The following is a 22147-nucleotide window of genomic DNA, read 5'->3' as shown; positions in this document are numbered from 1 at the left end:
GGCTTCTTTCCTGGTCCACGGGATCACCGGTGCGGGCCGGTGCCCTGCGAACCTACGGTCCCGGCGGGCCCGACCCGCACCCCCGCACGTGCCACAACAGCCTCACATCGGGACACGGCCGCGCCGGCTCCCTCGGCGGGCGGCCCGGTTCAGGACGCGCGCTGCTCCGGTGCCTGCCCGGCCGTGCCCGTGGTCCGGAAGCGGGCGCGGTAGGCGCCGGGGGTGGTGGACAGGTGACGGGCGAAGGCGCGGCGCAGCGACTCGGGGGAGCCGAAGCCGGTGCGGCGGGCGACGGCGGGCAGCGGGTCGTCGCCCGACTCCAGCAGCGCCTGCGCCGCTTCGACGCGGACCTGCTCGACGTAGCGGGCCGGGGTCGTGCCCAGCTCGTCGTGGAAGAGGCGGGCCGTGTGGCGGGGGCTCAGCCCGGCCCGTCGGGCCATCGCGGTCAGCGTGTGCTCGCCGCCCGGGTCCTGCACGACGGCGTCCAGGGCCCGGCGCAGCGCGTCCTGGCGGGTCCGCGGAGCGCGGGCACGGACGCTGAACTGCGACTGGCCGCCCGGGCGCTGCATGAAGACGACGAGGTCCTTGGCGACCGAGCGGGCGGTTTCACCGCCGAAGTGCTCCTCCACCAGGGCCAGCGAGAGGTCGATGCCGGCGCTGACGCCCGCCGAGGTCATCACCGCGCCGTCCCGCACGAACAGCGCGTCGGGCTCGACCCGGACCGCGGGGAAGCGCAGCGCGAGGTCGCGGGCCTGCCGCCAATGGGTGGTCGCGCGGCGGCCGTCGAGCAGCCCGGCCGCGGCCAGCAGGAAGGCGCCGGTGCACACCGAGGCGGTGCGGCGGGAGCGGGCATGCAGGGTGCGCACGAGGTCCAGCAGCGCGTCGTCCTTGATCAGCCGCTCCCACCCGGGGCCGCCGGGGACCACCAGCACGTCGCTGGTGTCCGTGGCCTCGGCCGCGGCCAGGTCGGCGCCGATACGGGTGCCCGCGGAGGTCGTCACCTCGCGGCCGTCCGCGGAGACGGTCCGGATCCGGTAGCGCCCGCCGAACCCGTCGGCCGCGGTGAACACCTCGATGGGCCCGGTCACGTCCAGCAGCCGCACTCCGGGAAAGAGAAGAACGGTCACGAGCAGGGGGCTCGCGCCCGCGCGTGTGGGGTCCATGGGCTTCCTCCGACGTTCCGAACCCCTGCCGCAACCCTAGTCACGGGCGGGGCGGGAGCCCAAACCGGGCGGGTGACGGGGGAGGCCACCGGGGGAGCGGGGTTCGGGACTTCCCACCTGGTTGTACGCCCGGCCTGTCCATGACAATCCCCCCGAGCGGGAAAGATCACATGGGGGCGGGCTGTCTTGTGGCCGCCGGACACCCGCTTCTATGGTGGGCGGGCCGTGGTGCTCGGGAAGACCGGTGACCACCCCTCGGGGTGCAGGCCGGAGCGGCCCTCGCCACTGTGATCGGGGAGTGCCCGACCCATCCGCCGTTCGTTCGGCGGTGCCACTGGCCGCGAGGCCGGGAAGGCAGGGACGGGCATGATGATCCGTCAGCCAGGAGACCGGCCACGGCATCTCACGAAGTGATCCACGAGGTGCTGGAGCGTGAACCGTATGACCCTGCCCGAGTCCCCCCATGTCCCGATCCGGTCCGCCTTCCGCTGGCGGCGCGAGGACACCCTGCGAACGGCCGGCCTGCTGGCGGCGATCCTCGCCCTGCACGTCGTGGCGTTCGGCGTCCTGATCGTGCTGGTGGTGCCCGACCACTACCGCGTCGGCGCGCAGGCGTTCGGCGTCGGGCTGGGGGTGACCGCGTACACGCTCGGCATGCGGCACGCCTTCGACGCCGACCACATCGCGGCCATCGACAACACCACCCGCAAGCTGATGGCCGACGGCAAGCGGCCGGTCTCGGTCGGCTTCTGGTTCGCCCTCGGCCACTCCAGCGTCGTGGTCGTGATGGCCGCCCTCGTCGTCGGCGGGGCGCGGCTGGCCGGCACGCTGATGAACCAGCAGTCCGGCACCCACCAGGTGCTCGGCACGGTCGGCACGAGCGTGTCGGGCACCTTCCTCTATGTCATCGCGGCCCTCAACCTCGTTGCCTTGCTGGGCATTCTTCGGGTCTTCCGGGCGATGCGGGCCGGACAGTACGACGAGGCCGCGCTCGAAGCGCACCTGGACTCGCGGGGGTTCATGAACCGCATCCTCGGCCGGCTCACCAAGTCCGTCACCAGGCCGGGCCAGATGTTCCCGATCGGCCTGATCTTCGGGCTCGGCTTCGACACCGCCACCGAGGTCACGCTGATGGTGATGGCGGGCTCGGGAGCGGCGGCCGGGCTGCCCTGGTACGCGGTGCTGTGCCTGCCGCTGCTGTTCGCCGCCGGGATGAGCCTGTTCGACACGCTCGACGGCACGTTCATGAACTTCGCCTACCAGTGGGCCTTCTCCAACCCGGTGCGCAAGGTCTTCTACAACCTCACCATCACCGGCCTGTCCATAGCGGTCGCCTTCGTGATCGGCACGATCGAGCTGATCGGGGTGCTGCACGACAAGCTCGACCTCACCGACTCGGTCACCGGCTGGGTGGCGGACCTCGACATGGACAACGTCGGGTACGTGATCGTCGGCCTGTTCGTCGTGGTGTGGGCGGCCGCCCTCGCCTACTGGCGCCTGGCGCGGGTGGAGGAGCGCTGGGCGGCCCGGGCGGCCCGGAGCGGCTGAACGGCCGCATCGTGGCCCGGCCGGGGCCGCCCTCGGCCGGGCCCGGCCCCCGCTGCGAAGCCCCGCGGGGCCACCGCGCACGGTCGGGGCCAAGCTCGCGTAAAGCGCGGGGAAAAGCCGCGACCGCGAGCCCGTCTTCGGTGCGACGGGGGAACGCGCCAGGGTCCTGCGGCCTCTAGGAAGCGGGGACCGTCGGCGGCGACGTGCCGCGGACGACGGCGAGCCCCCTCCGCCGCACGCCAGGAGACCGGCATGACCATGCCCGACGACACCCATGTCCGCTGTTCCACGATCGTCTTCCGCGGCCAGTCCGTCCTGCTGGTGCACCGCACCGCGGGCGGGCTGGACCACTGGGCGCTGCCCGGCGGCAGCCCACGCGCGGGCGAGAGCATGGCGGCGTGCGCGCGCCGCGAGGTCCGCGAGGGGACCGGGCTCGCCGTCGAGCCCACCCGGGTCGCCTTCGTCCTGGAGGCGGTCGACCCCGACTGCGGGCGCCGCACCGTGGACCTGGTCTTCGCCGCCGACGGGCCCGCCCGGGGGCAGACGCCCACGACGTGCGAGCCGGGCCTGGAACCGGAGTTCGTCCCCTTCCCCGAGCTGCGCGGACTCGATCTGCGCCCGGCGCTCGCCGGCCACCTGCCCGGCTTCTTCCACCGCGGCGCCAAGCGCTACGCCCCCTACCTCGGCACCCTCTGGCGCCCGGCCCGCCGCCCCGCCGCGACGGCCGCCGCCCCCGGCGAGGCGCAGGCGTAGCGGCCGCTCCCACCCGCCCGGGCTCCGGGGCTGGGCCGAACGGAGGATTGGCCCAGCCGCCGGACCAGCACGGCGGCCCCCGCCCCGGGGGCCGCGCCGATACTGGCCGAATGACACAGGAGCCGCCCGACGGCAGCGAGGAGGAGGGCCACCCGGCACCGGGGATCTCCGAGCTGCGGTCGCGGATGGACGCCGAGCTGGACGAGCTCGCCGAGCAGTTGCGCGTCCTGGCCGGCGCCAAGGACCGGCTGCGGGACCTGCTGGAGGCGGTGCTCGCCGTCAGCCGCGAGACCGACCTGCCGGTCGTCCTGCACCGCATCGTCACCACCGCGATGAAGCTGGTCGGCGCCCGCTACGGGGCCCTCGGGGTGCTGGACGACTCCGGCGAGCAACTGGAGCAGTTCATCACCGAGGGCCTGTCCGAGCAGGAGCGCACCGACCTGCTCGGGGTCGAACTGCCGCGCGGCCGCGGCGTGCTGGGCCACCTCATCCACCACCCCGAGCCGCTGCGCGTGCCGGACATCCCCTCCCACCCGAGCTCGGCCGGCTTCCCGCCCGGCCACCCGCCCATGCGCACCCTGCTCGGCGTGGCGATCAGCGTCCGCGGCGTCATCTACGGCGACCTGTACGTCTCCGAGCGCCACGACGGGCGGTCCTTCGACCGGGACGACGAGGACATCCTCGTCTCGCTGGCCGGCGCCGCCGGCATCGCCATCGAGAACGCCCGGCTCTTCCAGCAGATCCGCGGCAGCGCCGAGCGCTTCCAGCGGCTGCTGCTGCCCACCCTCCCCGACCTGCGCCCCTTCGAGGCCGCCGCCATCTACCGGCCCGCCGCCGCCCCCGGCTACCTCGGCGGCGACTGGTACGACGCGATCCTGCTGCCCGACGACGCCTGCGCGGCCGTCATCGGCGACGTCGTCGGCCACGACCTGCGCGCGGCCGCCGCCATGGCCCAGACCCGCAGCATGCTGCGCGCCCTGCTCTACGACCGCCTCACCCCGCCCAGCGCCGTCCTCCACCAGCTCGACCGCACCTTGCAGGCCATGGCCGAGCTTCCCCTGGCGACTGCGTGCCTGGCCAGGATCGAGCCCGAGCCGCAGGGCTGGACGCTGCGCTGGAGCACTGCCGGGCACCTGCCCCCGCTGGTGCTCACCCCCGACGGACAGGCCCGCTACCTCCAGGCCGAGCCGGGCCTGCCGCTCGCCGTCAGCACCGACTTCCGCCGCCCCGACCACGTCTTCCGGCTGCCGCCGCAGGCCACCGTCGTCTTCTTCACCGACGGGCTGGTCGAGGACCCGGGGCGCTCCCTGGACGAGGGCATGGCCGAACTGGCCGCCGTCGCGCGGACGCACGCCGGTCTGCCCCTGTCGGACCTCGTCCGCACCCTCGCCGACCGCGCCCCCGGCGACGGCCACGACGACCTCGCGGTCCTCGCCCTGCGCATCCCGGAACTGCCGGTGCGGTGACGCGTCCGGCCCGGGCGCGGGCGAGGACACGGGCGCCGATCCGGTGCTGCTTCGAGGCGCCCGCGGCGGTCGCGGGCAGCCCTGCGCCGGTGCCTCACCCCTGGCGCCCGCCCGGTCAGCTCGCCTTCGGCGTCCCGGTCAGCCGCGGGTTGTCCGGGGCCGCCACGACGGTGTCGGCCCGCAGGGGCAGCAGACGGCCCGCCACCAGGTGCTCGGGGGTGAAGCGCACGCGGCGGCCGGTGCCGTCGTCGTCGCCGGGGGCGCCCGGGTCGGTCCACTCCAGGGTGGCGCGGCCGGACAGGTGCAGCGTGCGGCCGGTGGCGAAGTCGAGGAAGAGCAGCGCGGCGGCCGGGTCGGTCTGGAGGTTGCCCAAGGTGGTGAACATGTTGTTGCCCCAGTAGTCGGGCCACCACAGCTGCCCGTCCTCGACCCGGACGAAGCCGGGGGCGCCGCCGCGGTGCGAGGCGTCGTTGCCGCGGGTGGGGTGGGCGGTGCCGATCAGGAAGGTGTCGGCGCCGCGGATCAGCGCGGTGTCCTCCGCGGTGAGGGCGGTGCCGTGCCGGACGGGCTCGCCTGTGTCCGGCACGGACGGCGCCGCGCGCAGGCGGCGGGCCTGGATGTACTGCGGGCAGTTGCCGTACGCCTGCTCGACCTCGACGCGCAGCCCGCCGTCCGTACCGGACACGGTGCCGTTGATCCGCAGCCGCCTGCGGATGGCGAACTCCACGGCGATCAGCCCGGCGGGCAGGTCGCCCGGCGGGTCCTGGAGCACGTCGTGGAGGGGGTCGCCGGCGGCGGGCAGCGCGTGCACGTCCAGCGTCGTGGGCGAGGTGACGTCGAGGAAGCCGGTCGGGCCCGTGAGCGGGGAGATCCACAGCCGCCCGCCGCCGTCGCGCGCGGTGACGGCGGCGAAGGTCCGCTCGGCCAGGAAGCGGGTGACCCCGCCGCGCAACTGGGCGGGCGCGAGCATGCCGGTGAGCCGGGCGGCGTCCTGCGCCACGCCGGCCCGCCGCTGGACGGCCAGCTCGCCCTCGTGGAAGCCGGTGCCGGTGGGGCGCGCCGGGCGGTTCGCCGAGTCGGTCATGAGGAGGTGCTCCTTCGCTCGGGCCGGTCGCGGTCGGTCGCGGTCGAGAGGAATCTTACGCTTGGAATGCCAATCAACCGTTAGGACAAGAGTCGCACGCCGGACGGCCCGTGTCAAACGGATGGGGATGCTGGCAAGCATTAGAACCTGCGGTAGCCTCGACCCCATGGACACCAAGGCGCCACTGCTGGGCGAGCCACTGCCCGTGGAGCTGATGAACACCGTCTGGGCGGACCGGGACGGCGTGCACGACGCCCTGCGTGACCCCGACGGCCCCCGGTCCTGGCTGCGCGCCGTCGCCCCGCGCACGGACCTGCTGACGCCGGCCGACCTCGACGCGCTCACCGGCCCCGATCTCGACCGTCTCGGCCGACAGCTGACCTCCCTGCGTGACGCGCTGCGCCGGCTCGCCGCCGAAGCCACCGCCGACCCACGCGCGGCGGCCGCCTCCGCCATCCGCGACCTACCGGAAGCCGTCACCGTGCTCAACCGGGCCGCGGCCGGCACACCCCACTGGGCCGAACTGTCCTGGCCGCCCGGCCGTGCCCCCGCCCGCCGCACCCGCACCGCCGGGCAGCCGGCATCCGCCGCCGTCTCGGCGATCGCCGCGGAGGCCGTCGCGCTCTTCGCCGGGGACACCCGGACGCTGCTGCGCCCCTGCCTGGCCCCCTCCTGCGTCCTGTACTTCGTCAAGAACCACCCGCGCCGGGAGTGGTCCTCGCCCGCCTGCGGCAACCGCGTCCGCGCCGCCCGCCACTACCGCCGCACCCGCGGCACCGCGTGAGCGCGCACCGCGCACGTGCCCGTTCCGGCGGCCGGCGCAGCGACCGGGCGCCTGGTGCCCGCACCCGCGTCCGCCCCGTACCGGCCGCGCCCCCCGCCCGCACCCACCGGGCCCCGGCCCGACCGGCACCGCCCGCCCCACCATCCGCACCGGAGCCGTCATGACGCGCCAGAGCGCCGCCGCCTACCGCCACCTGTCCGCCGACCCCGTCCTGGCCGGGCTCGTCGCGCGCGTCGGGCGGCCCGACCCGTACGACTGGGCCGCCCGCGAGTTCCCCGCCGCCACCAACTTCGAGGCCATGGCGTTGCACATCGTCGGCCAGCAGATCTCCGTGGCCGCCGCGCTCACGATCTTCGCCCGCGTCACCGCCCGCGCGGGCGGCGCCGTCACCCCGGCCGCGCTGCTCCGCCTCGACGAGGACGACCTGCGCTCCTGCGGCCTGTCCCGCGCCAAGGCCCGCTACCTCCACGACCTGGCCCGCCGCCAGGCCGACGGGACCATCGACCTGGAGCACATGGACGACGTGGACGACACCACCGCGCTCGCCGACCTCACCGCCGTGCACGGCGTCGGCCTGTGGTCAGCGCAGATGTTCCTCATCCACCAGCTCAAGCGCGCCGACATCCTGCCCGCGGGCGACATCGGCATCCGCCGCGCCGTGCAGTACGCCTGGCACCTGCCCGAGGCCCCCACCGTGGAGGACACCCGCCGTCGCGCCCTGCCGTGGGCGCCGTACCGCACCTACGCCTCGGCCCTGCTGTGGACGTCCCTGCGCGCCCGCACGCCCCCGGCGGAACCCGCTTCCTGACCGGACGGCCTCATGTGACCGGCACCCGCGGGCAGGTGCGGCCCGATCGGCCTGCCCGTGCCCGGCGGCCGGATTGCCGCGGGGCTCAGGACGGCGGGACCGTTGTGTCGGCGCTGCGGGGCCCGACAGCCGAGGGCGGGGCGCGGCTGCTGGGGGCGGGCGCCGCCCTCAGCAGCCGCGCCCCGGCGGACGAGGGTCAGGCGCGGCCGAGTTCGCCGCGGACCGTGCGGGCCGCTGCCACCAGGTTCTCCAGCGAGGAGCGGGTCTCGGGCCAGCCGCGGGTCTTCAGGCCGCAGTCGGGGTTGACCCACAGCCGCTCGGCCGGGATCGCGGTCAGGCCCGTGCGCAGCAGCGCGGCCGCCTCGTCGCGGCTCGGCACGCGCGGCGAGTGGATGTCGTAGACGCCCGGGCCCGCCTCACGCGGATAGCCGTGCGCGGCCAGCTCGTGGGCGACCTGCATGTGCGAGCGGGCGGCCTCCAGGCTGATCACGTCGGCGTCCAGGTCGTCGATGGCCTGGACGATGTCGCCGAACTCCGCGTAGCACATGTGGGTGTGGACCTGGGTGTCCGGCCGCACCCTGCCGGTGGCCAGGCGGAACGCCTCGGTGGCCCAGGCCAGGTAGGCCGGGCGGTCGGCGGCCCGCAGCGGCAGGGTCTCGCGCAGCGCCGGCTCGTCCACCTGGATGACGGACGTGCCCGCGGCCTCCAGGTCGGCGACCTCGTCGCGCAGGGCGAGGGCGACCTGGCGGGCGGTGTCGCCGAGCGGCTGGTCGTCGCGGACGAAGGACCAGGCGAGCATGGTGACCGGGCCGGTGAGCATGCCCTTGACCGGCCGCCGGGTCAGCGACTGGGCGTAGGCGGTCCAGCGCACCGTCATCGGCCCGGGCCGGGAGACGTCTCCGGCCAGGATCGGCGGGCGCACGTACCGGGTGCCGTAGGACTGCACCCAGCCGTGCCGCGTGGCGAGGAAGCCCGTCAGCTGCTCGGCGAAGTACTGCACCATGTCGTTGCGCTCGGGCTCGCCGTGCACCAGGACGTCCAGGCCCGCCTTCTCCTGGAAGGCGATCACCTCGCGGATCTCGGCCCTGATCCGCTCCTCGTACTCTCCGGCACCGATCCGCCCTGCCCGCAGGTCCGCGCGGGCCGCGCGCAGGTCCCCGGTCTGCGGGAAAGAGCCGATCGTCGTGGTCGGCAGCAGCGGCAGGGCGAGCTGCGCCCGCTGCGCGGCCGCGCGTTCGGCGTAGGGCTGGGGACGGTGGGTCCCGGCGGCGGTGATGGCCGCGGCGCGGGCCCGTACCGCGGGGTCGAAGGTGATGGGGGAGCCGGCGCGGGAGGCGAGCGCGGCGCGGTTCGCCGCGAGCTCGCCGGCGATCGCGCCGGCGCCCGCGGACAGCGCGTGCGCGAGGGTGACGACCTCGCCGGTCTTCTGCCGCGCGAAGGCGAGCCAGCGCAGGATCTGCGGGTCGATGCCGTGCTCCACGGCGGCGTCCAGCGGCACGTGCAGCAGGGAGCAGGACGCGGCCACGTCGACCCGGTCGGCCAGGCCCAGCAGGGTGCCGAGGGTGGCCAGGGACTTCTCCAGGTCGTTCACCCAGATGTTGCGGCCGTCGACGACGCCGGCGACCAGGCGCTTGCCCGGCAGGCCGCCGGCCGCGGCGAGATCGGCGAGGTTGCCGGCGCCCGCCTCGGTGAAGTCCAGGGCGAGCCCCTCGACCGGGGTGCGGGCCAGCACCGGCAGCGCCTCGCCGAGCCGCCCGAAGTAGGTGGCCACCAGCAGCTCGGGCCGGTCGGTGAGTCCGCCCAGCTCGCGGTAGGCGCGCTCGGTGGCGGCAAGTTCGCCCGCGGTGCGGTCCTGCACCAGGGCGGGCTCGTCCAGCTGCACCCACCGCGCGCCCGCGGCCCGCAGGTCGGCGAGCACCTGGGCGTAGACGGGCAGCAGCCGGTCCAGCAGTGTCAGCGGGTCGAAGTCCGCGGGAACGCCCGGCGCGGGCTTGGCCAGCAGCAGGTAGGTGACCGGGCCGACCAGCACCGGCCGCGCCGCCAGGCCCATCGCCCGCGCCTCGGCCAGCTCGCCGAGCTGTTTGGCCGGATCGGCGGCGAAGACCGTACCCGGGCCCAACTCCGGCACGAGGTAGTGGTAGTTCGTGTCGAACCACTTCGTCATCTCCAGCGGCGCCGCGTCCTGCGTGCCGCGGGCCATGGCGAAACAGCCGTCCAGCGGGTCGGCGGCCACGGCCGCGCGGTGCCGCTCGGGGATCGCGCCCACCATGACGGTGGTGTCCAGGACGTGGTCGTAAAGGGAGAAGTCGCCGGTCGGCACCTCGTCGAGGCCGGCGTCGGCCAGCTGCCGCCAGGTGTCCCGGCGCAGGCCGGCGGCGGTCTCCCGGAGGGCGCCGGCGCCGACGCGGCCCTTCCAGTAGCCCTCGACGGCCTTCTTCAGTTCCCTGTCCGGCCCCTGGCGGGGGTAGCCGTACACGGTCGCCCGTGCTGCCGCGGCTGCGGACGTCGCTGTCACGGAGATCTCCTTCGCGAGATGAATCCCTGGTCTCCCGGTGGCGGGACGAAGGGGCGAAGGGTGACGGACCACGGACGGGTGGCCGGGCACGCGGCAGGTGCGGCGGCCCGTCCGATGTGTGCGCCGACCCGCCCTCGAGGTCACCGGGATGTCCGCGCGCGGGACGTCCCGGCGCGGGCAGGTGGCAGGTCTTCGGACTCGCGGGCGCGCCTCGTATCCCATGTATGCCACGAGGCACCTACTGGCCGTAGCTTCCCAGGCCCGCTGCGGGCCCAGTGCGTGTGACGGCGGTCGTTCCCGCTCACCGCTGCGGGGCAGTCCCGGATTCCCACCGGGTTCCCTCTTGCGACGCCTCCCGCCTGGCGGACGGGCGCGAACCAGCTGCGCCTCCCAGCATAGGAGGCCGCGCCGCCACCCGCGCAGTCTGCTGGTGGCGGCGGCTCCCCCTGGCTCCTAGGGTGGACGGGCATCGTTGCCGGGCCGGCGGAGGGGACGTGCTGGAGCGGGTCGAGATCGACGGGACCGAGGCGGGGGCGCGCCCCAGACGGACAGCGTGGAGCAGACGGTGACGGGACCGCACTGTCTGCCCCGCCGCCTGCTCGTCGTCGATCCGGCGCCAGGGGAGCAGGCGCTCGCGGAATTGAACGCCTTTGCCGCGCTCGGCCTGGAACCCGTGGTCAACCTGCGGCGGGTGGCAGACGCCGCGCTCCGCGCCCGGATCGAGGCGAGCTGGGAGACGGTGGACTTCGACGGCTTCCGTGAACCCGAGCTGGCCGCGCACTTGGAAGCGGAGGGCCACGGTTACGACGCTCTGAAGTGCCGGGCCGGGATCCCGCTCACCCGGACGGTACTGGAGCGGGCCACCCACCCCGGCCTACGCCACCGCTTGGTCCTGGCAGGCCGGGCAGCGGCAGGCTCCGACACGTTCGATCGGGCAGCGGCAACGCGCTTGGGCGTGGCCATTCGTACGACTCCGGGAGCCAACGCCGCCGCGGTGGCCGAACTGACCGTGGCGCTCGTGCTCGACGCGTTGCGCGGTGTCTCGCGGCGCGCCGCCGCGCTGCGCGAGGGGTCGTGGGGCGCGGCAGTCGAGGACCTGCCCACGGGCAGCCTTGCCGGGGCGCGGGTGGGACTCGTGGGCTCCGGGGCGATCGCCCGGCGGGTCGCGGGGTTGACGCGCGCCTTTGATGCGGAGGTGTGGGTGTGCGGGTCCCCGCGGTTCACTCCCGAGCGGGCGGTCGGCTGGCCCGGCCGGCGGGTGGAGTCGCTTGCCGAACTGCTGGCCGGTTGCGATGTGGTCTCCGTGCATGTGCCGGCCACGGCCGAGACAGTCGGGCTCATCGGTGCGGCAGAGTTGCGGCTGATGCGACCCGGCTCGGTCCTGGTCAACACATCGCGGGCGAGCGTCGTACGGGAAGAGGCCCTGCATCATGCGCTGCTCGATCCCAACCGCGGTCCGTGGCGAGCAGCGGTTGACGTCTTCGACACCGAGGGCCCACGGTTCTCCTCGCTGCTCGCGGGGAACCCGCACTGCACCGTTTCCCCGCACGCGGCGGGCATGACGCGCGCCGCGATGCGGGAGGCGTCCCAGCGGCTCTTGGGCGAGTTCGCCTCCTTCTTCGGCAGGCCCGAGGAGGGACCGCCGGCGACGGACCCGGAAGGCCGGTCCCGCCAGTCGAGTTGAGAGGCAGGGATGCCAGCCGGTGACGGTGTTGCCGACCGGGGAGAACAGCTAGGCCGGGGAGGGGGTCGGGGCGGGGGCCGGGGTGCGGTGGGGGAGGAGGAAGGGGGTGGCCAGGAGGAGGGCGCCCGACAGGGCAAGGGCCGGGCGGAGGCCGAGAAGGGCGCCCAAGCAGCCCCACAGGGCGGTGAGCAGGGCCGCGGAGGTCTTCGTGGTGACCGTCCAGGCGGTCAGGGTGCGGGCCACGCGGGCGGTGGGGGTGCGCTGGAGGCGGTAGGTGGCGTATACGGGGTTGAAGACACCGCAGCAGAAGATGAGGCCCGACTCGACCGCGATGACGAGCAGAAGGCCGCCCGTGCCGCGGCCGGTGAAGGCCAGGCCGATCGGCCACAGGGCGCGCAGGGTGCCGAAGACGAGCAGGACGCGGTGATCGCCGTGGCGGGCGGCGAGAGGGCGGGCCAGGCGTGAGCCGAGCAGGCCGCCGAGGGAGGGCGCGGCGAAGGCGAGGCCGTACTGCCAGGGGGCGAAGCCGAGCCGGCCGAGCATCAGCACGTCGAGCAGCGGCTGCGCGGCCACCACCAGGCCGTTGAAGACCGCGGTGTTGAAGAACAGCGGGCGCAGGGCGGGGTCGGCGAGGATGTACCGCCAGCCGTCGAGCAGATCCGAGGCTCGCAGCCGGGCGCCCGAGCGGCGTTCCGGCCGCGGCTCGTCGCCTCCCGTCGCGCGGATGCCCAGCGCCGAGAGCAGGTAGCTGACCGCGTCGGCGACGACCGTGGCCACCGGGCCGAGCAGGCCGATCGCCGCGCCGCCGAGCGGCGGCCCGACGATCGTGGTCGTCCACGCCGTGGACTCGAAGCGGGAGTTGGCGGTGAGCAGGTCCCCGGGCGGCACCAGCGACTTGAGGTGGACCCCGGACGCGGCGCGGAAGGTGATGTCGGCGGCCGCCACGACCACCGAGACCAGCAGCAGCTGGACGAAGCCGAGCACACCGAGCGCGTAGGCGGCCGGAATCGTCAGCAGCACCGCGAACCGCGCGAGGTCCATCGCCATCAGCACCGGCCGCTTGGGCCGGAACTCCACCCACGGGCCCAGCGGCACCGCCACGGCCGCGCCCACCGCGGCACCCACCGAGGACAGCGCGGCCACCTCGACGGGCCCGGCGTGCAGCACCCGGATGGCGATCAACGGGAACGCGCCGAAGGCGAGCCACGTACCGAGGGCGCTCGTGCCGTACGCTCCCCACAGCCACCCGAAGCGCGGCCCCAGCCGGCCCCCGAGCAGTGGTCCCAGCCCGCTCTTCATCCCCGAGAACTCCTCGCTCCACAACCGATCCGCGTGCAGGAGCATCAAAGCGAGTCCCGTGGCCTGGGATCAAACAACCATGAAGCCGTGAGCCACAACCAATGGTTGTGCGCGTAGGGTTGCGGGTATGGACCTCGATGCCGTACGGACCTTCGTCTCCGCCGCCGACGCGGGACGGTTCCAGGAGGCCGCCGCCGAACTGGGAGTCACGCAGCAGGCGGTCTCCAAACGCATCGCAGCACTCGAACGCGACCTCGCCGTACGGCTGTTCACCCGCACCCCGCGCGGCGCCGAACTCACCATCGACGGGCAGGCGTTCCTGCCCCACGCCCGCGAACTGCTGCGTGTCGCCCAGCGTGCGGCCGCCTCCGTGCAAGCCGGGCGCCGGCCGCTGAGGGTGGACGTCATCACCTCGCGCGGCGCCGGCTCGGGCCTGATGCGCGCCTTCCATCAGGCGCACCCCGACATCGAACTCGACGTGGTGACGCTCTTCGAGATCGACGCGGCCGTGGCCGCCATCCGCTCGGGCACGATCGACGCGTCCTTCCGGGCGGTCGGCGCGCCCGGGCACCCGCTGCCCGAGGACATCGTGTCCGCCCGCGTCGCCGACGAGACGCTGCACCTGCTCACCGGCCCCAAGCACGCGCTGGCCGGCGCCCGTTCGGTGACGCTGGACCAGCTCGTCGGGCACCGGATATGGATGCCGGGCATCGCCCCCGGCACCGAGTGGGCCGCCTACTACGACGACCTCGTCGCCGAGTTCGGCCTCACCATCGAGGCGACCGGCCCCAACTTCGGCTCGGACGCGCTGCTGGACACCGTCGCCGACACCCCGGCGCTGGCCACCTTCATGGGCGAGCACGCCCGCCTCGTCTGGCCCACGGCCCACGGCCTGCGCCGCATCCCGGTGACCGGCCCGACGCCGGTCTACCCGCACTCGCTTGTCTGGCACCGCGACAATCCGCACCCCGCCCTTCCGGTCCTGCGCGCCCACCTCGCCACGGCGGCGCCGGCGCCGAACGCGCCGGGCACGTGGATTCCGCAGTGGGCGGGCCGGGGGTGAGGAGCGGGCCGTCAGCGAGCGGGCCGTGTACGCGGCTCAGCCGCCGGGCGGGCGGGCCCGGCGCGGGCCGTGAGCTGTCAGCTCGGCTCGTCCACGAGGGCGGCCACCGCTTCGATCTCGACCAGCTGGTCGTGGTAGCCCAGCACCGTGACACCCATGAGCGTGCTGGGCACGTCGTGGTCGCCGAAGGCGTCGCGGACGACCTGCCAGGCGGTGACCAGGTCGGCCTGGCGTGTGGTCGTCACGAGGACGCGGGTGCTGATGACGTCCTGGAGCCCGGCGCCGGCCGCGTCGAGCGCGGTGACCAGGTTGGCCACCGCCTGGGCGGCCTGGCCCGCGTAGTCGCCGACGGCGACCGTGGCCCCGTCGGCGTCGAGCGGGCAGGCGCCCGCGAGGAAGACCAGCCGGGCCCCGGCGGGCGCGGTGGCCGCGTAGGCGTACTCGGCGACGTCGGAGAGGGCGGCGGAGCGGATGAGGGTGACGGCGGCGGCCACGGCGGTCCTTTCGCGGAGGGCAGGGCGCGCGCCATGCTGCCAGGCCGCGCCGGGGGAGCGCCCGCGGTTTTCGTACGGCCCGCGGGCAGGCCCCCACCCTCCGGCGCACACGCGTACTTGCCTGCCTGCGCACCCGCGCACCTGCTGCGTACCCGCGCACTTTGCGTGCCTGCGTGCCCGGGCACTGCTGCGTACCCGCGCACCGACAGCCGGGGCACTCGCCGGCCGCCGCGCCCGGGCACCGAGACCTCGCGCACCCTCCGTACGGGCTCCGTACCGGCTCCGCACGGGCGGCGCCGGGCTCTACGCGCCCGCTGCCCGCACCCCCGCCTCCGTCACCGTCCGGGCCGTGCGGACCACGCTCGCCACCGCCGACTCCTCGTCCAGTCCGCACAGGTCGGTGAGGGAGAACAGCGCCTCGGCGCTGACCACCACCGCCAGGTCCCGTTCGAGCTGGGTCAGCGCCTCCTGGGTGCGCGCGCTCGCGCGCAGGGGGGCCAGCGCCTGCTCGATCAGGCCGAACCGGATGCCCGGCCGCGCGGCGACCGTCTCGGGACGAAGGAGCGCGGCCGCCATCGTCGCGCGGACGGCGCCCTGCCGGGCAAGCACCCCGCGCAGCAGGAACTCGCAGGCGAACGCGACCCGTTCGACCGGATCGGGGTGGTCGGCGACCGGCGCGAGGGCTTCCTCGGGGGAGGGCCAGTCCCCGGCCAGCGCCTCCCCGATGAGCGAGGGCAGGTCGGGGAAGTAGCGGTAGGCCGTCGCCTCGGAGACCAGAGCCTCGCGCGCGATCTCCGGCATCGTCACCTCCCGCCCGGTGCCGATGAGCGTGCGCGCGGCGGCCACGATCGCCGTCCGCGTGCGCAGCTTCTGGTTGGTGCGGCCGGTGCCCGTCGTCATGCGTCGTCCTCCCTCTGTTCGTCCTCTCATGGTAGCCGAATCCTCGCGTTGTGAGAGTTGACTTGCATCACGGAGGTGAACGGTCTATCTTAATGAGAGTCCACTCTCACGAAGGAGCTCGACATGACCGACGTTTCCGTGGTCGGACCCACCGGTGGCGAGATGATCCCGCTCGGCGCGGTGCGGATGCGCATCCTCGAGGACGGCAGCACCACCGACCACCGCCTCGGCATCGGCGAAATCACCGTGCCGCCGCACACCGAGGGCCCGCAGCAGCACCGGCACGCCCAGCACGACGAGGGCTTCTACGTCGTCTCCGGCACCGTGCACTTCACCGTCGGCGACACCGTCCACGTCGCCCCGGCCGGCACGCTCGCCATGATCCCGCCCGGCGCCCCGCACACCTTCGCCAACCGCGGCGACGAGCCCGCCGTCCTGCTCAACACCTTCACCCCCGACCTGTACGTGCAGTACTTCCGCGACCTGCAGGAGCTGTTCGCCAAGGAGGGCAACCCGAGCCCGCAGGCCGCCGCCGAGGTGATGGGCCGCTACGCCACCGAGCCCGCCACCGACTTCGCCTGAGCCGCCCGGCCCGCCCCGCAGCCGAGCCACTCCCGCACCCCGCCACTGCCCCACCCCGCAAGGAAGACCAGGAGCACACGCATGACCGCCACCGTCCACACCCTCGCCCTCGGCGGCACCGAGCCCGGTGCCGATCTCACCGTCGATCTCACCGTCGACGACCAGGGCTCCGGCCGCCCCTTCCTCCTGCTCCACGGCGGCGGCGGACCCCAGACCGTCGCCGCCTTCGCCGGCCTGCTCGCCGAACAGCACGGCGCCCGCGTCCTCACCCCGGTCCACCCCGGCTTCGGCGGCACCGAACGGCCCGAGCAGCTGACCGACGTCGGCACCCTCGCCCGCCTCTACGCCGACCTGCTCGACACCCTCGACCTGCGCGACGTCATCGTCGTCGGCAACTCGATAGGCGGCTGGATCGCCGCCGAACTCGCGCTGCTCGGCAGCGAGCGGGTGAGCGGATACGTCCTGGTGGACGCCGCCGGCATCGAGGTGCCCGGCCACCCGGTCGTGGACATCTTCCCGCTCACGCCCCAGGAGCTGTCCGCGCTCTCCTTCCACAACCCCGCCCGCTTCGGCATCGACCCGGCGGCCCTGCCCGAGGCGGTGCGCGCCGCCGCGGCCGGCAACCGGGCCTCCCTCGCCGTCTACCAGGGCCCGTACAAGATGGCGGACCCCGGCCTGCGCGAGCGCCTGGCGAAGGTCACCAGCCCGGTGCTGGTGGTGTGGGGCGAGAGCGACCGGGTCGTGGACCGCGACTACGGCCGCGCGTACGCCGCCGCGATCCCAGGCGCCCGCTTCGTGCTGATCGCGGCGAGCGGTCACCTGCCGCAGATCGAGATGCCGTCCGAACTGCTGTGCATCGTCGCGGAGTTCGCGGAGGAGAACGCCTGACGGTCCTTGCCGGGAAGCGACGGCGGGCGGCGCGCTCCCGGCCGGTGGCCGGGAGCGCGCCGAGGTACCGCGGAAGGGGCCCGCGGGCCGTGCGGGGGCCGCGCGGACTGGTCCTGCCGAACGGGCGCTCGGGGACGGGCGGTTCGGAGTGGGGCGTTCGGAGCAGGACCCGTCCGGCTCAGAGCGCGGCGACCCAGTACGGCGAGAGGTTCATCCAGCCGTTGCCGCGGGCGCCGTAGAGGGTGCCGGAGGAGTTCTCCGTCAGCGTGTACCAGGAGTCCACGTAGTCGGGGTCGTTGGTCCACCACGAGTCCGGCATGGCGGCCAGGATCGCGTCCACGAGCGGCACGTAGGCGCCCTGGTCGGTGATGGTGAGCAGCGCGTCGGCGAGGGCCTGGGCCAGGGCCTCGTAGTTGGTGCTGCCGTCGTCCTCCATCATCACCAGGTCGGCCTCGTCGTACTTGTAGAGCGACCAGTTCACGATCAGCTGGTTCGGGTAGTAGGTGTGGTGGTCGTCATCCAGGTAGGGCATGTCGACGGTGTCCACGCGCACGACGCCGTCCAGGCCGAAGCCGCTGACGATCGAGAAGATCTCCGCGTCGCCCTCGATCCAGGGCTCCTCGTCGTCGTTGAGCCACACCGAGTTGAGCTTGGTGGCCCAGTAACCGCCGTCGGCCGGGGCGGCGTTCGGGGAGGTGCCGGCGGCGTCCGTACGAGCGGCCGGCTTGAGGCCCTTGGCCGCCAACTGGGCGTCCACCTGGGCGAGGCCGGTGCTCAGCGCCTTGGTCACGTCGATGTCCACGACGTAGACGGGCTGTTGGGGCGCGTGGCGGGTGCTGAGCCGGTGGGTCCGGCCCGAACTGTCGTACGCCGTCGCGGTGGTGGCGGCGTCGCCGTGATCGGCGACGGCCACCAGCGGCAGGGTGGCGGGCCTGAGCGCGGTGCGCATCGCGTCGGAGCCCAGCCGCAGGCGCAGCAGCGAACCGGTGCTCGCGGGAAGGCCCTTGGCGGCGGCGATGGCGCGGTCGGCCGAGCGGACGGCCGCCTTCAGCGCGGCCGGGGTGCGGCCCGAGCCGGTGAGTGCGGCCAGGTCCACTTGGTCGGAGCCGAGCGCGGCGATGCGTACCCGGGCCCGCCAGGCGGGGTCGGAGAGGGAGGCGGCCAGTGCCCGGGCGGTGGCGGACTCGGAGTCGGCGATCTGCGAGGCCGTCGCCGCGGTGGCCTTGTCCGCGGCGGCCTTGGTGGAGGCGGGGGCCGCGTCGCGGGCGTGGGCGACGGGCAGGGCCAGGCCCTGGACGGCCAGGGCTGAGGCGGCGGCGAGGGCGAAGCCGATGGCGGCGCGACGCGCGGGGCTGAGGCGCATGGGGGTTCCTCCTGGGGACGTGCCGGGGGCGCCCGCGGGCAAGCGCGGGCGGTGCCACGGCGATTGGGGGAGTCAGGTGGAGCCGGGGCACGGAGCCGTGCGGTACGGGGCCGAGCTGAGGAGCCGGTAACGGGCGGTGCTGTGCGGGCACATCGCAGATGATTGCGCTGTTCCGGGGCCGTGCGCGCCGGCGGGTGCTCTGCCGGATCTATGCGAGTAGACGCCCCGCACGGCATTGAGGATGAAGGGCCCGCGGGCAACGCACAAGCGCGATCTCCGGCCAGGTGGGGCGCGGGCGTGGCCGGAAAGCTGTGCCGTCTCCCACAGGCCCCATCCGTCCCTGGAGTCGCGCCCGCTTTATGGCCATCAGCGCTGTCCCCGCGGCAAACTCGACCTCCTGGCCGCCGCGGATGTCCCTCGAGGGACGGTGACACCACCTCCGGCGTCCGCCGGTGGAGCCCCCGGCCGGGCCCGCTCCTCGGCAGTCAGCCGCGCCGGGCGAAGAGGACCGCTTGCGATGCCGCCCGCCCCGGCGAGAGCAGCAGTTGCGCCTCGACCTCGAACCCGGCCTCGCGCAGCCAGCTGACCACCTGCTCCGGCTGACGCCGGTGGACATGGACCTGCATCGGGTGGCCGCCGTAGCCCTCGGTCTTGAGCCGCGACCCGGCACCGACGTGGAAGAGCAACTGCAGCGGTCCGCCCGGCCGCAGCACCCGGTGGAAGTGGCCGAACACCGCCGGCACCTCGTCGTCGGGGATGTGGATCAGCGACTGCCAGGCCACCAGGCCGGCCAGCGAGCCGTCAGGAAGGCGCAGGTCCGTCATGGAGCCGACCTCGAACCGCAGTCCGGGGTGGTCGCGCCGCGCGACGTCGACCATGCCGGGCGACAGGTCGACGCCGAAGGCGTCCACGCCCAGCGTGTGCAGGTGGGCGGTGACGTGCCCGGGGCCGCAGCCGACGTCCGCCACCGGGCCACCGCCCGCCGTGCGCACGGTGTCGGCGAACAGGGACAGGGCCGTGCGGATGTATTGCTCGCGCGCGATGGCGCCGCGGACGAGGTCGGCGTAGGCCACCGCCACCGTGTCGTACGACGTTCGGGTGTCGGTCAGCCAGTCGTGCGTCCACATGGCGCACACGCTAGTTCACGACCTTGCAGGGCTGCCGCTCAGAGGCCTGCCGGGTGCAGGACGTCGGCGACGACTGTGCTGACGTTGTCGGGGGCGCCGTTGGCGTTGGCCAGGGTGATCAGGTCGCGGACGGCGTCTTCGGGGGCGGGGGCGTCGGTCAGGACGCGGTGGATGTCGTCCGCCGGGACGGCTGCGGGCAGGCCGTCGGAGCACAGCAGGTAGCGGTCGCCCGGTCGGGCGTCGTGCAGGCGCAGGTCGGGGGTGCCGTGCGAGCCGCGGCCCAAGGCCCGTACCAGCAGGGAACGTTGAGGGTGCGAGACGGCCTCCTCGGGGCTGATGCGGCCCTCGTCCAGGAGTGACTGGACGACCGTGTGGTCGTGGGTGATCTGGAACAGCTCGCCGTCGCGCAGGAGGTGGACGCGCGAGTCGCCGATGTGGACGAGGGCGAGCTGCGCGCCCGTCCACAGCATCGCGGTGAGCGTCGTACCGGCGTCCTCGGGAGCCGCGCCCGCGACGGCCTGTGCCGCCCGATCGGCGGCGTCCTGAAGGACGTTGAGCAGGTCGCCGGCCGGAAAGGCGCCGCTCTCCAGCGACTTGAGCGCGTCGATGGCGGCGGCGCTCGCGGGCGCGCCCGCGCTGCCGAACCCGTCGGCCACGGCGAGCAGCCGCGAACCGGCGTACGCGGCGTCCTGGTTGCTCGCGCGGACCCGCCCGGTATCGGTACGGGCCGCGTAACGGATGTTCAGGGCAGGGGAGTCGGAGGTCATAGCAGGGTCCTTCCGGGACAGATGGTCGACGAGGAAGGCGGCCAGGTCCCGCCGCGCGGCGGCCTCGGCCTCGACCTGGGCCCAATACGCGCGGACCTCCCGCGCGGCGGCCCCGGCCTCCAGCGCGCACACCAGCCGGATACGCGCCAGCGGCATGCCCAGGCGGCGCAGCCACGCCACCAGCCGGGCCTGCTCCACCTGCTCCGGGGCGTAAAGGCGGTAGCCGCTCGCCGGGTCCACGCGGGCGGGGGTGAGCAGGCCCAACTCGTCATAGAGCCGCAGCGCCTTCGGCGACAGGCGCGACGCCTTCGCGAATGCCCCGATCGTCAGCCACCCCATGCCCCGCTCCCTCCTCGTACCGGGCCCGTCGCCCGGCCCTCCCGATGCTGCGGCTTCCCCCAAGGTAAAGGTCAACCAACCCCCGCCACGCGGCCCACCAGGACCGATCCCCGCAGGTCGCGGCAAGCGGGACGGGCGCCGGGCCGGCGATCGGCGTTCCCGTCGAGGTGCAGGCGGCGCCCGCACGCGGGGATGGCCCTGACCGCACTGCGGGCGGACGGGAGGCACTGCACCGGATCAGCGCGGCTCGACGGGCGGCTCGGCGTCAACTGCCGTCGCCAGGCACCGGAGATGCGGGAGCTGTTCCGGTTTGGGCGAGGGCGGTCCGCAGGAAGGTGCGGAGGTGGGTGCGGATTGCGGCCGGTGCTTCGAGCCAGGGCTCGTGGCCGGCTGCTTCGATCGCGATCAGGGGGATGTCGAGGCGGCGGGCGAGTGCCGCGAGGGCGGACACCGGGCGGGGATCGGCCACTCCGGCGAGGAGTTCGGTGCGCTGGGGCAGGCAGGCGCGCAACTCGTCGAGGCGGGCGTCGAGCGGGTCCGCGCGTGCGGCCGCGCCCAACTCGGCGTTCATGAACCAGTTGACGGGGCGGCGGCGCCCGGCGTCCCGCGCGGCCCGGGCCCGGCCGCGTTCGGGGTCGGCGTGGTCGGTAAACCACGCCAGCGTGAGCAGTTCGACCTCCTGGGCCTCCGTCCGCCGCGGCAACGACTCCAGAGCGCCCAAACGTTCACGCTCCCGCGCGGGCATCCGCCGATCGCGCTCCGCCCGGTAGGGCGCCCGCCAGTCGCCGACGAAGGGCCCGCACATCAGGAGCACGGCCGACGCCCGGCCCGGATGAGCGAGACAGAACCGGGCGGCCAGGTCCGTACCGTAGGAGTGCCCGACGAGAACCACCTCCGCGGCGCCCCAGTGCTCCACCAGCTCCGCGAGATCATCCACGTGCCGTTCGAGGGAATGCCGCCCCTCCCACGGAGAAGCCCCGGTGCCACGCTGGTCGTAGCGGTACACGGGCGCGAGGTCCGCGACCATCGGGGCGAGTTCGCCCAGGTAGTCCGGCAACCCCGGCCCACCGTGCAGCAGCACCACGGCAGGCTTCCGCCCCACACCACTGGGACGCGAACCCTCCTGACGGCCACCGTCCGAACCCGGCTCGCCGGCGCACCCGTTGCTCGCGCCGGCGTCGAACGAACCCGCGCCATCAGCACCCGCCCCGTCCGTACGCGCCTTGCCCCCGTCCGCGCCACCGGCACCAGCGCGACCCGGGCCCGCACCGTCCGCGCGCGTCCCGCCCGCTTCCGCGCCGCCCGGAACCGCGTCCCCGAGAGCCGCAGCCGCCAGTGTCCTCCACCGCACCCGCGCCCCGTCACTCATCACCGCGAGGCCCCGCGTCTCGATCAAGGTCACCGCGCCGAAGCTACTCCCGTCCGCCGGAGCCTGCCAGACACCGTACGACGGGCCGTACTCCGGGCGGAGCCGTGCTGCCGGCGTGCGGATGGGGCACCGCCGGGCGGCACCCGCAGCC

Annotated in this window: 19 protein-coding genes and 2 riboswitches; of the genes, 9 read left to right on the top strand and 10 right to left on the bottom strand. The window is 74.6% G+C overall.

The window, feature by feature from the left end:
- Nucleotides 1-149 precede the first annotated feature (149 nt).
- The gene (locus BLR33_RS09605) at nucleotides 150-1163 is read right to left on the bottom strand and encodes a GlxA family transcriptional regulator (protein WP_176930208.1); all 1014 of its coding nucleotides are present in this window, start codon (nucleotides 1161-1163) and stop codon (nucleotides 150-152) included.
- A 209-nt stretch (nucleotides 1164-1372) separates the two neighbouring features.
- Nucleotides 1373-1575, top strand: a riboswitch (cobalamin riboswitch).
- Between the two features lie 29 nt (nucleotides 1576-1604).
- Here BLR33_RS09605 and nicT point away from each other — a divergent pair.
- From nicT to BLR33_RS09590, 3 genes are all read left to right on the top strand, one after another.
- On the top strand, nucleotides 1605-2711 hold the full coding sequence (gene nicT, locus BLR33_RS09600) for a Nickel transporter NicT (RefSeq protein ID WP_093783909.1): 1107 nt from the start codon (nucleotides 1605-1607) through the stop codon (nucleotides 2709-2711).
- A gap of 252 nt (nucleotides 2712-2963) precedes the next feature.
- On the top strand, nucleotides 2964-3464 hold the full coding sequence (locus BLR33_RS09595; RefSeq protein WP_093783908.1) for an NUDIX hydrolase: 501 nt from the start codon (nucleotides 2964-2966) through the stop codon (nucleotides 3462-3464).
- Between the two features lie 110 nt (nucleotides 3465-3574).
- Nucleotides 3575-4930, top strand: coding sequence for a PP2C family protein-serine/threonine phosphatase (locus BLR33_RS09590; RefSeq protein WP_093783907.1), 1356 nt, complete (start codon nucleotides 3575-3577; stop codon nucleotides 4928-4930).
- A gap of 115 nt (nucleotides 4931-5045) precedes the next feature.
- Here the strand turns inward: BLR33_RS09590 and BLR33_RS09585 are convergent, their stop codons facing one another.
- Nucleotides 5046-6014: a pyridoxamine 5'-phosphate oxidase family protein gene (locus tag BLR33_RS09585; RefSeq protein ID WP_093783906.1), complete on the bottom strand. Its 969-nt coding sequence runs from the start codon at nucleotides 6012-6014 to the stop codon at nucleotides 5046-5048.
- Between the two features lie 166 nt (nucleotides 6015-6180).
- On the opposite strand from BLR33_RS09585, the gene BLR33_RS09580 reads away from it, so the two are divergent.
- On the top strand, nucleotides 6181-6798 hold the full coding sequence (locus BLR33_RS09580) for a CGNR zinc finger domain-containing protein (RefSeq protein WP_093783905.1): 618 nt from the start codon (nucleotides 6181-6183) through the stop codon (nucleotides 6796-6798).
- Nucleotides 6799-6958: 160 nt separating this feature from the next.
- Complete coding sequence (locus tag BLR33_RS09575; protein WP_093783904.1) at nucleotides 6959-7606, top strand: DNA-3-methyladenine glycosylase family protein; 648 nt, start codon at nucleotides 6959-6961, stop codon at nucleotides 7604-7606.
- A gap of 196 nt (nucleotides 7607-7802) precedes the next feature.
- Here BLR33_RS09575 and metE read toward each other — a convergent pair whose 3' ends face one another.
- On the bottom strand, nucleotides 7803-10121 hold the full coding sequence (gene metE, locus BLR33_RS09570) for a 5-methyltetrahydropteroyltriglutamate--homocysteine S-methyltransferase (RefSeq protein ID WP_093783903.1): 2319 nt from the start codon (nucleotides 10119-10121) through the stop codon (nucleotides 7803-7805).
- Between the two features lie 178 nt (nucleotides 10122-10299).
- Nucleotides 10300-10505: riboswitch (cobalamin riboswitch) on the bottom strand.
- A gap of 169 nt (nucleotides 10506-10674) precedes the next feature.
- Between metE and BLR33_RS09565 the strand changes: the two genes are divergently transcribed.
- Nucleotides 10675-11805, top strand: coding sequence for an NAD(P)-dependent oxidoreductase (locus tag BLR33_RS09565; RefSeq protein ID WP_176930207.1), 1131 nt, complete (start codon nucleotides 10675-10677; stop codon nucleotides 11803-11805).
- A 48-nt stretch (nucleotides 11806-11853) separates the two neighbouring features.
- Here BLR33_RS09565 and BLR33_RS09560 read toward each other — a convergent pair whose 3' ends face one another.
- Nucleotides 11854-13104, bottom strand: coding sequence for an MFS transporter (locus BLR33_RS09560; protein WP_093783901.1), 1251 nt, complete (start codon nucleotides 13102-13104; stop codon nucleotides 11854-11856).
- 127 nt (nucleotides 13105-13231) lie between these two features.
- Between BLR33_RS09560 and BLR33_RS09555 the strand changes: the two genes are divergently transcribed.
- Nucleotides 13232-14167 carry a LysR family transcriptional regulator gene (locus BLR33_RS09555; protein ID WP_093783900.1) on the top strand — a complete coding sequence of 312 codons (936 nt, stop codon included), beginning with the start codon at nucleotides 13232-13234 and terminating at the stop codon, nucleotides 14165-14167.
- A 77-nt stretch (nucleotides 14168-14244) separates the two neighbouring features.
- Here BLR33_RS09555 and BLR33_RS09550 read toward each other — a convergent pair whose 3' ends face one another.
- Nucleotides 14245-14661: a RidA family protein gene (locus BLR33_RS09550; protein ID WP_093783899.1), complete on the bottom strand. Its 417-nt coding sequence runs from the start codon at nucleotides 14659-14661 to the stop codon at nucleotides 14245-14247.
- 303 nt (nucleotides 14662-14964) lie between these two features.
- A complete protein-coding gene (locus BLR33_RS09545; protein WP_093783898.1) occupies nucleotides 14965-15561 on the bottom strand; it encodes a TetR/AcrR family transcriptional regulator in 597 nt (198 codons plus the stop codon).
- A gap of 123 nt (nucleotides 15562-15684) precedes the next feature.
- Between BLR33_RS09545 and BLR33_RS09540 the strand changes: the two genes are divergently transcribed.
- Nucleotides 15685-16143: a cupin domain-containing protein gene (locus BLR33_RS09540; protein WP_093783897.1), complete on the top strand. Its 459-nt coding sequence runs from the start codon at nucleotides 15685-15687 to the stop codon at nucleotides 16141-16143.
- An 81-nt stretch (nucleotides 16144-16224) separates the two neighbouring features.
- Nucleotides 16225-17031 (top strand): alpha/beta fold hydrolase, encoded by an 807-nt coding sequence (locus BLR33_RS09535; RefSeq protein WP_093783896.1) that lies wholly within the window; start codon nucleotides 16225-16227, stop codon nucleotides 17029-17031.
- A gap of 178 nt (nucleotides 17032-17209) precedes the next feature.
- Here BLR33_RS09535 and BLR33_RS09530 read toward each other — a convergent pair whose 3' ends face one another.
- The 4 genes from BLR33_RS09530 to BLR33_RS09515 all read right to left on the bottom strand — a co-directional run bounded on the left by BLR33_RS09530 (nucleotide 17210) and on the right by BLR33_RS09515 (nucleotide 21708).
- Complete coding sequence (locus tag BLR33_RS09530; RefSeq protein ID WP_093783895.1) at nucleotides 17210-18394, bottom strand: DUF3103 family protein; 1185 nt, start codon at nucleotides 18392-18394, stop codon at nucleotides 17210-17212.
- 485 nt (nucleotides 18395-18879) lie between these two features.
- Nucleotides 18880-19521, bottom strand: a complete 642-nt coding sequence (locus tag BLR33_RS09525; RefSeq protein WP_093783894.1) for a class I SAM-dependent methyltransferase — start codon at nucleotides 19519-19521, stop codon at nucleotides 18880-18882.
- 38 nt (nucleotides 19522-19559) lie between these two features.
- Nucleotides 19560-20627 carry a protein phosphatase 2C domain-containing protein gene (locus BLR33_RS09520; RefSeq protein ID WP_093783893.1) on the bottom strand — a complete coding sequence of 356 codons (1068 nt, stop codon included), beginning with the start codon at nucleotides 20625-20627 and terminating at the stop codon, nucleotides 19560-19562.
- A 265-nt stretch (nucleotides 20628-20892) separates the two neighbouring features.
- Nucleotides 20893-21708: an alpha/beta fold hydrolase gene (locus BLR33_RS09515; protein WP_245771312.1), complete on the bottom strand. Its 816-nt coding sequence runs from the start codon at nucleotides 21706-21708 to the stop codon at nucleotides 20893-20895.
- Between the last annotated feature and the right edge of the window lie 439 nt (nucleotides 21709-22147).

Origin of the sequence: Actinacidiphila guanduensis (assembly GCF_900103985.1) — a bacterium.
Lineage (GTDB): Bacteria > Actinomycetota > Actinomycetes > Streptomycetales > Streptomycetaceae > Actinacidiphila > Actinacidiphila guanduensis.
The sequence above is the reverse complement of the archived record's forward strand: the minus strand, read 5'-3'. Positions and strand labels throughout refer to the sequence as shown.

What these genes read in the sequence shown, in the direction of transcription:
- BLR33_RS09605 (WP_176930208.1), bottom strand. Translation starts at nt 1,163, where the DNA reads ATGGACCCCACACGCGCGGGCGCGAGCCCCCTGCTCGTGACCGTTCTT.
- nicT (WP_093783909.1), top strand. Translation starts at nt 1,605, where the DNA reads ATGACCCTGCCCGAGTCCCCCCATGTCCCGATCCGGTCCGCCTTCCGC.
- BLR33_RS09595 (WP_093783908.1), top strand. Translation starts at nt 2,964, where the DNA reads ATGACCATGCCCGACGACACCCATGTCCGCTGTTCCACGATCGTCTTC.
- BLR33_RS09590 (WP_093783907.1), top strand. Translation starts at nt 3,575, where the DNA reads ATGACACAGGAGCCGCCCGACGGCAGCGAGGAGGAGGGCCACCCGGCA.
- BLR33_RS09585 (WP_093783906.1), bottom strand. Translation starts at nt 6,014, where the DNA reads ATGACCGACTCGGCGAACCGCCCGGCGCGCCCCACCGGCACCGGCTTC.
- BLR33_RS09580 (WP_093783905.1), top strand. Translation starts at nt 6,181, where the DNA reads ATGGACACCAAGGCGCCACTGCTGGGCGAGCCACTGCCCGTGGAGCTG.
- BLR33_RS09575 (WP_093783904.1), top strand. Translation starts at nt 6,959, where the DNA reads ATGACGCGCCAGAGCGCCGCCGCCTACCGCCACCTGTCCGCCGACCCC.
- BLR33_RS09560 (WP_093783901.1), bottom strand. Translation starts at nt 13,104, where the DNA reads ATGAAGAGCGGGCTGGGACCACTGCTCGGGGGCCGGCTGGGGCCGCGC.
- BLR33_RS09555 (WP_093783900.1), top strand. Translation starts at nt 13,232, where the DNA reads ATGGACCTCGATGCCGTACGGACCTTCGTCTCCGCCGCCGACGCGGGA.
- BLR33_RS09545 (WP_093783898.1), bottom strand. Translation starts at nt 15,561, where the DNA reads ATGACGACGGGCACCGGCCGCACCAACCAGAAGCTGCGCACGCGGACG.
- BLR33_RS09540 (WP_093783897.1), top strand. Translation starts at nt 15,685, where the DNA reads ATGACCGACGTTTCCGTGGTCGGACCCACCGGTGGCGAGATGATCCCG.
- BLR33_RS09535 (WP_093783896.1), top strand. Translation starts at nt 16,225, where the DNA reads ATGACCGCCACCGTCCACACCCTCGCCCTCGGCGGCACCGAGCCCGGT.
- BLR33_RS09530 (WP_093783895.1), bottom strand. Translation starts at nt 18,394, where the DNA reads ATGCGCCTCAGCCCCGCGCGTCGCGCCGCCATCGGCTTCGCCCTCGCC.
- BLR33_RS09525 (WP_093783894.1), bottom strand. Translation starts at nt 19,521, where the DNA reads ATGTGGACGCACGACTGGCTGACCGACACCCGAACGTCGTACGACACG.
- BLR33_RS09520 (WP_093783893.1), bottom strand. Translation starts at nt 20,627, where the DNA reads ATGGGGTGGCTGACGATCGGGGCATTCGCGAAGGCGTCGCGCCTGTCG.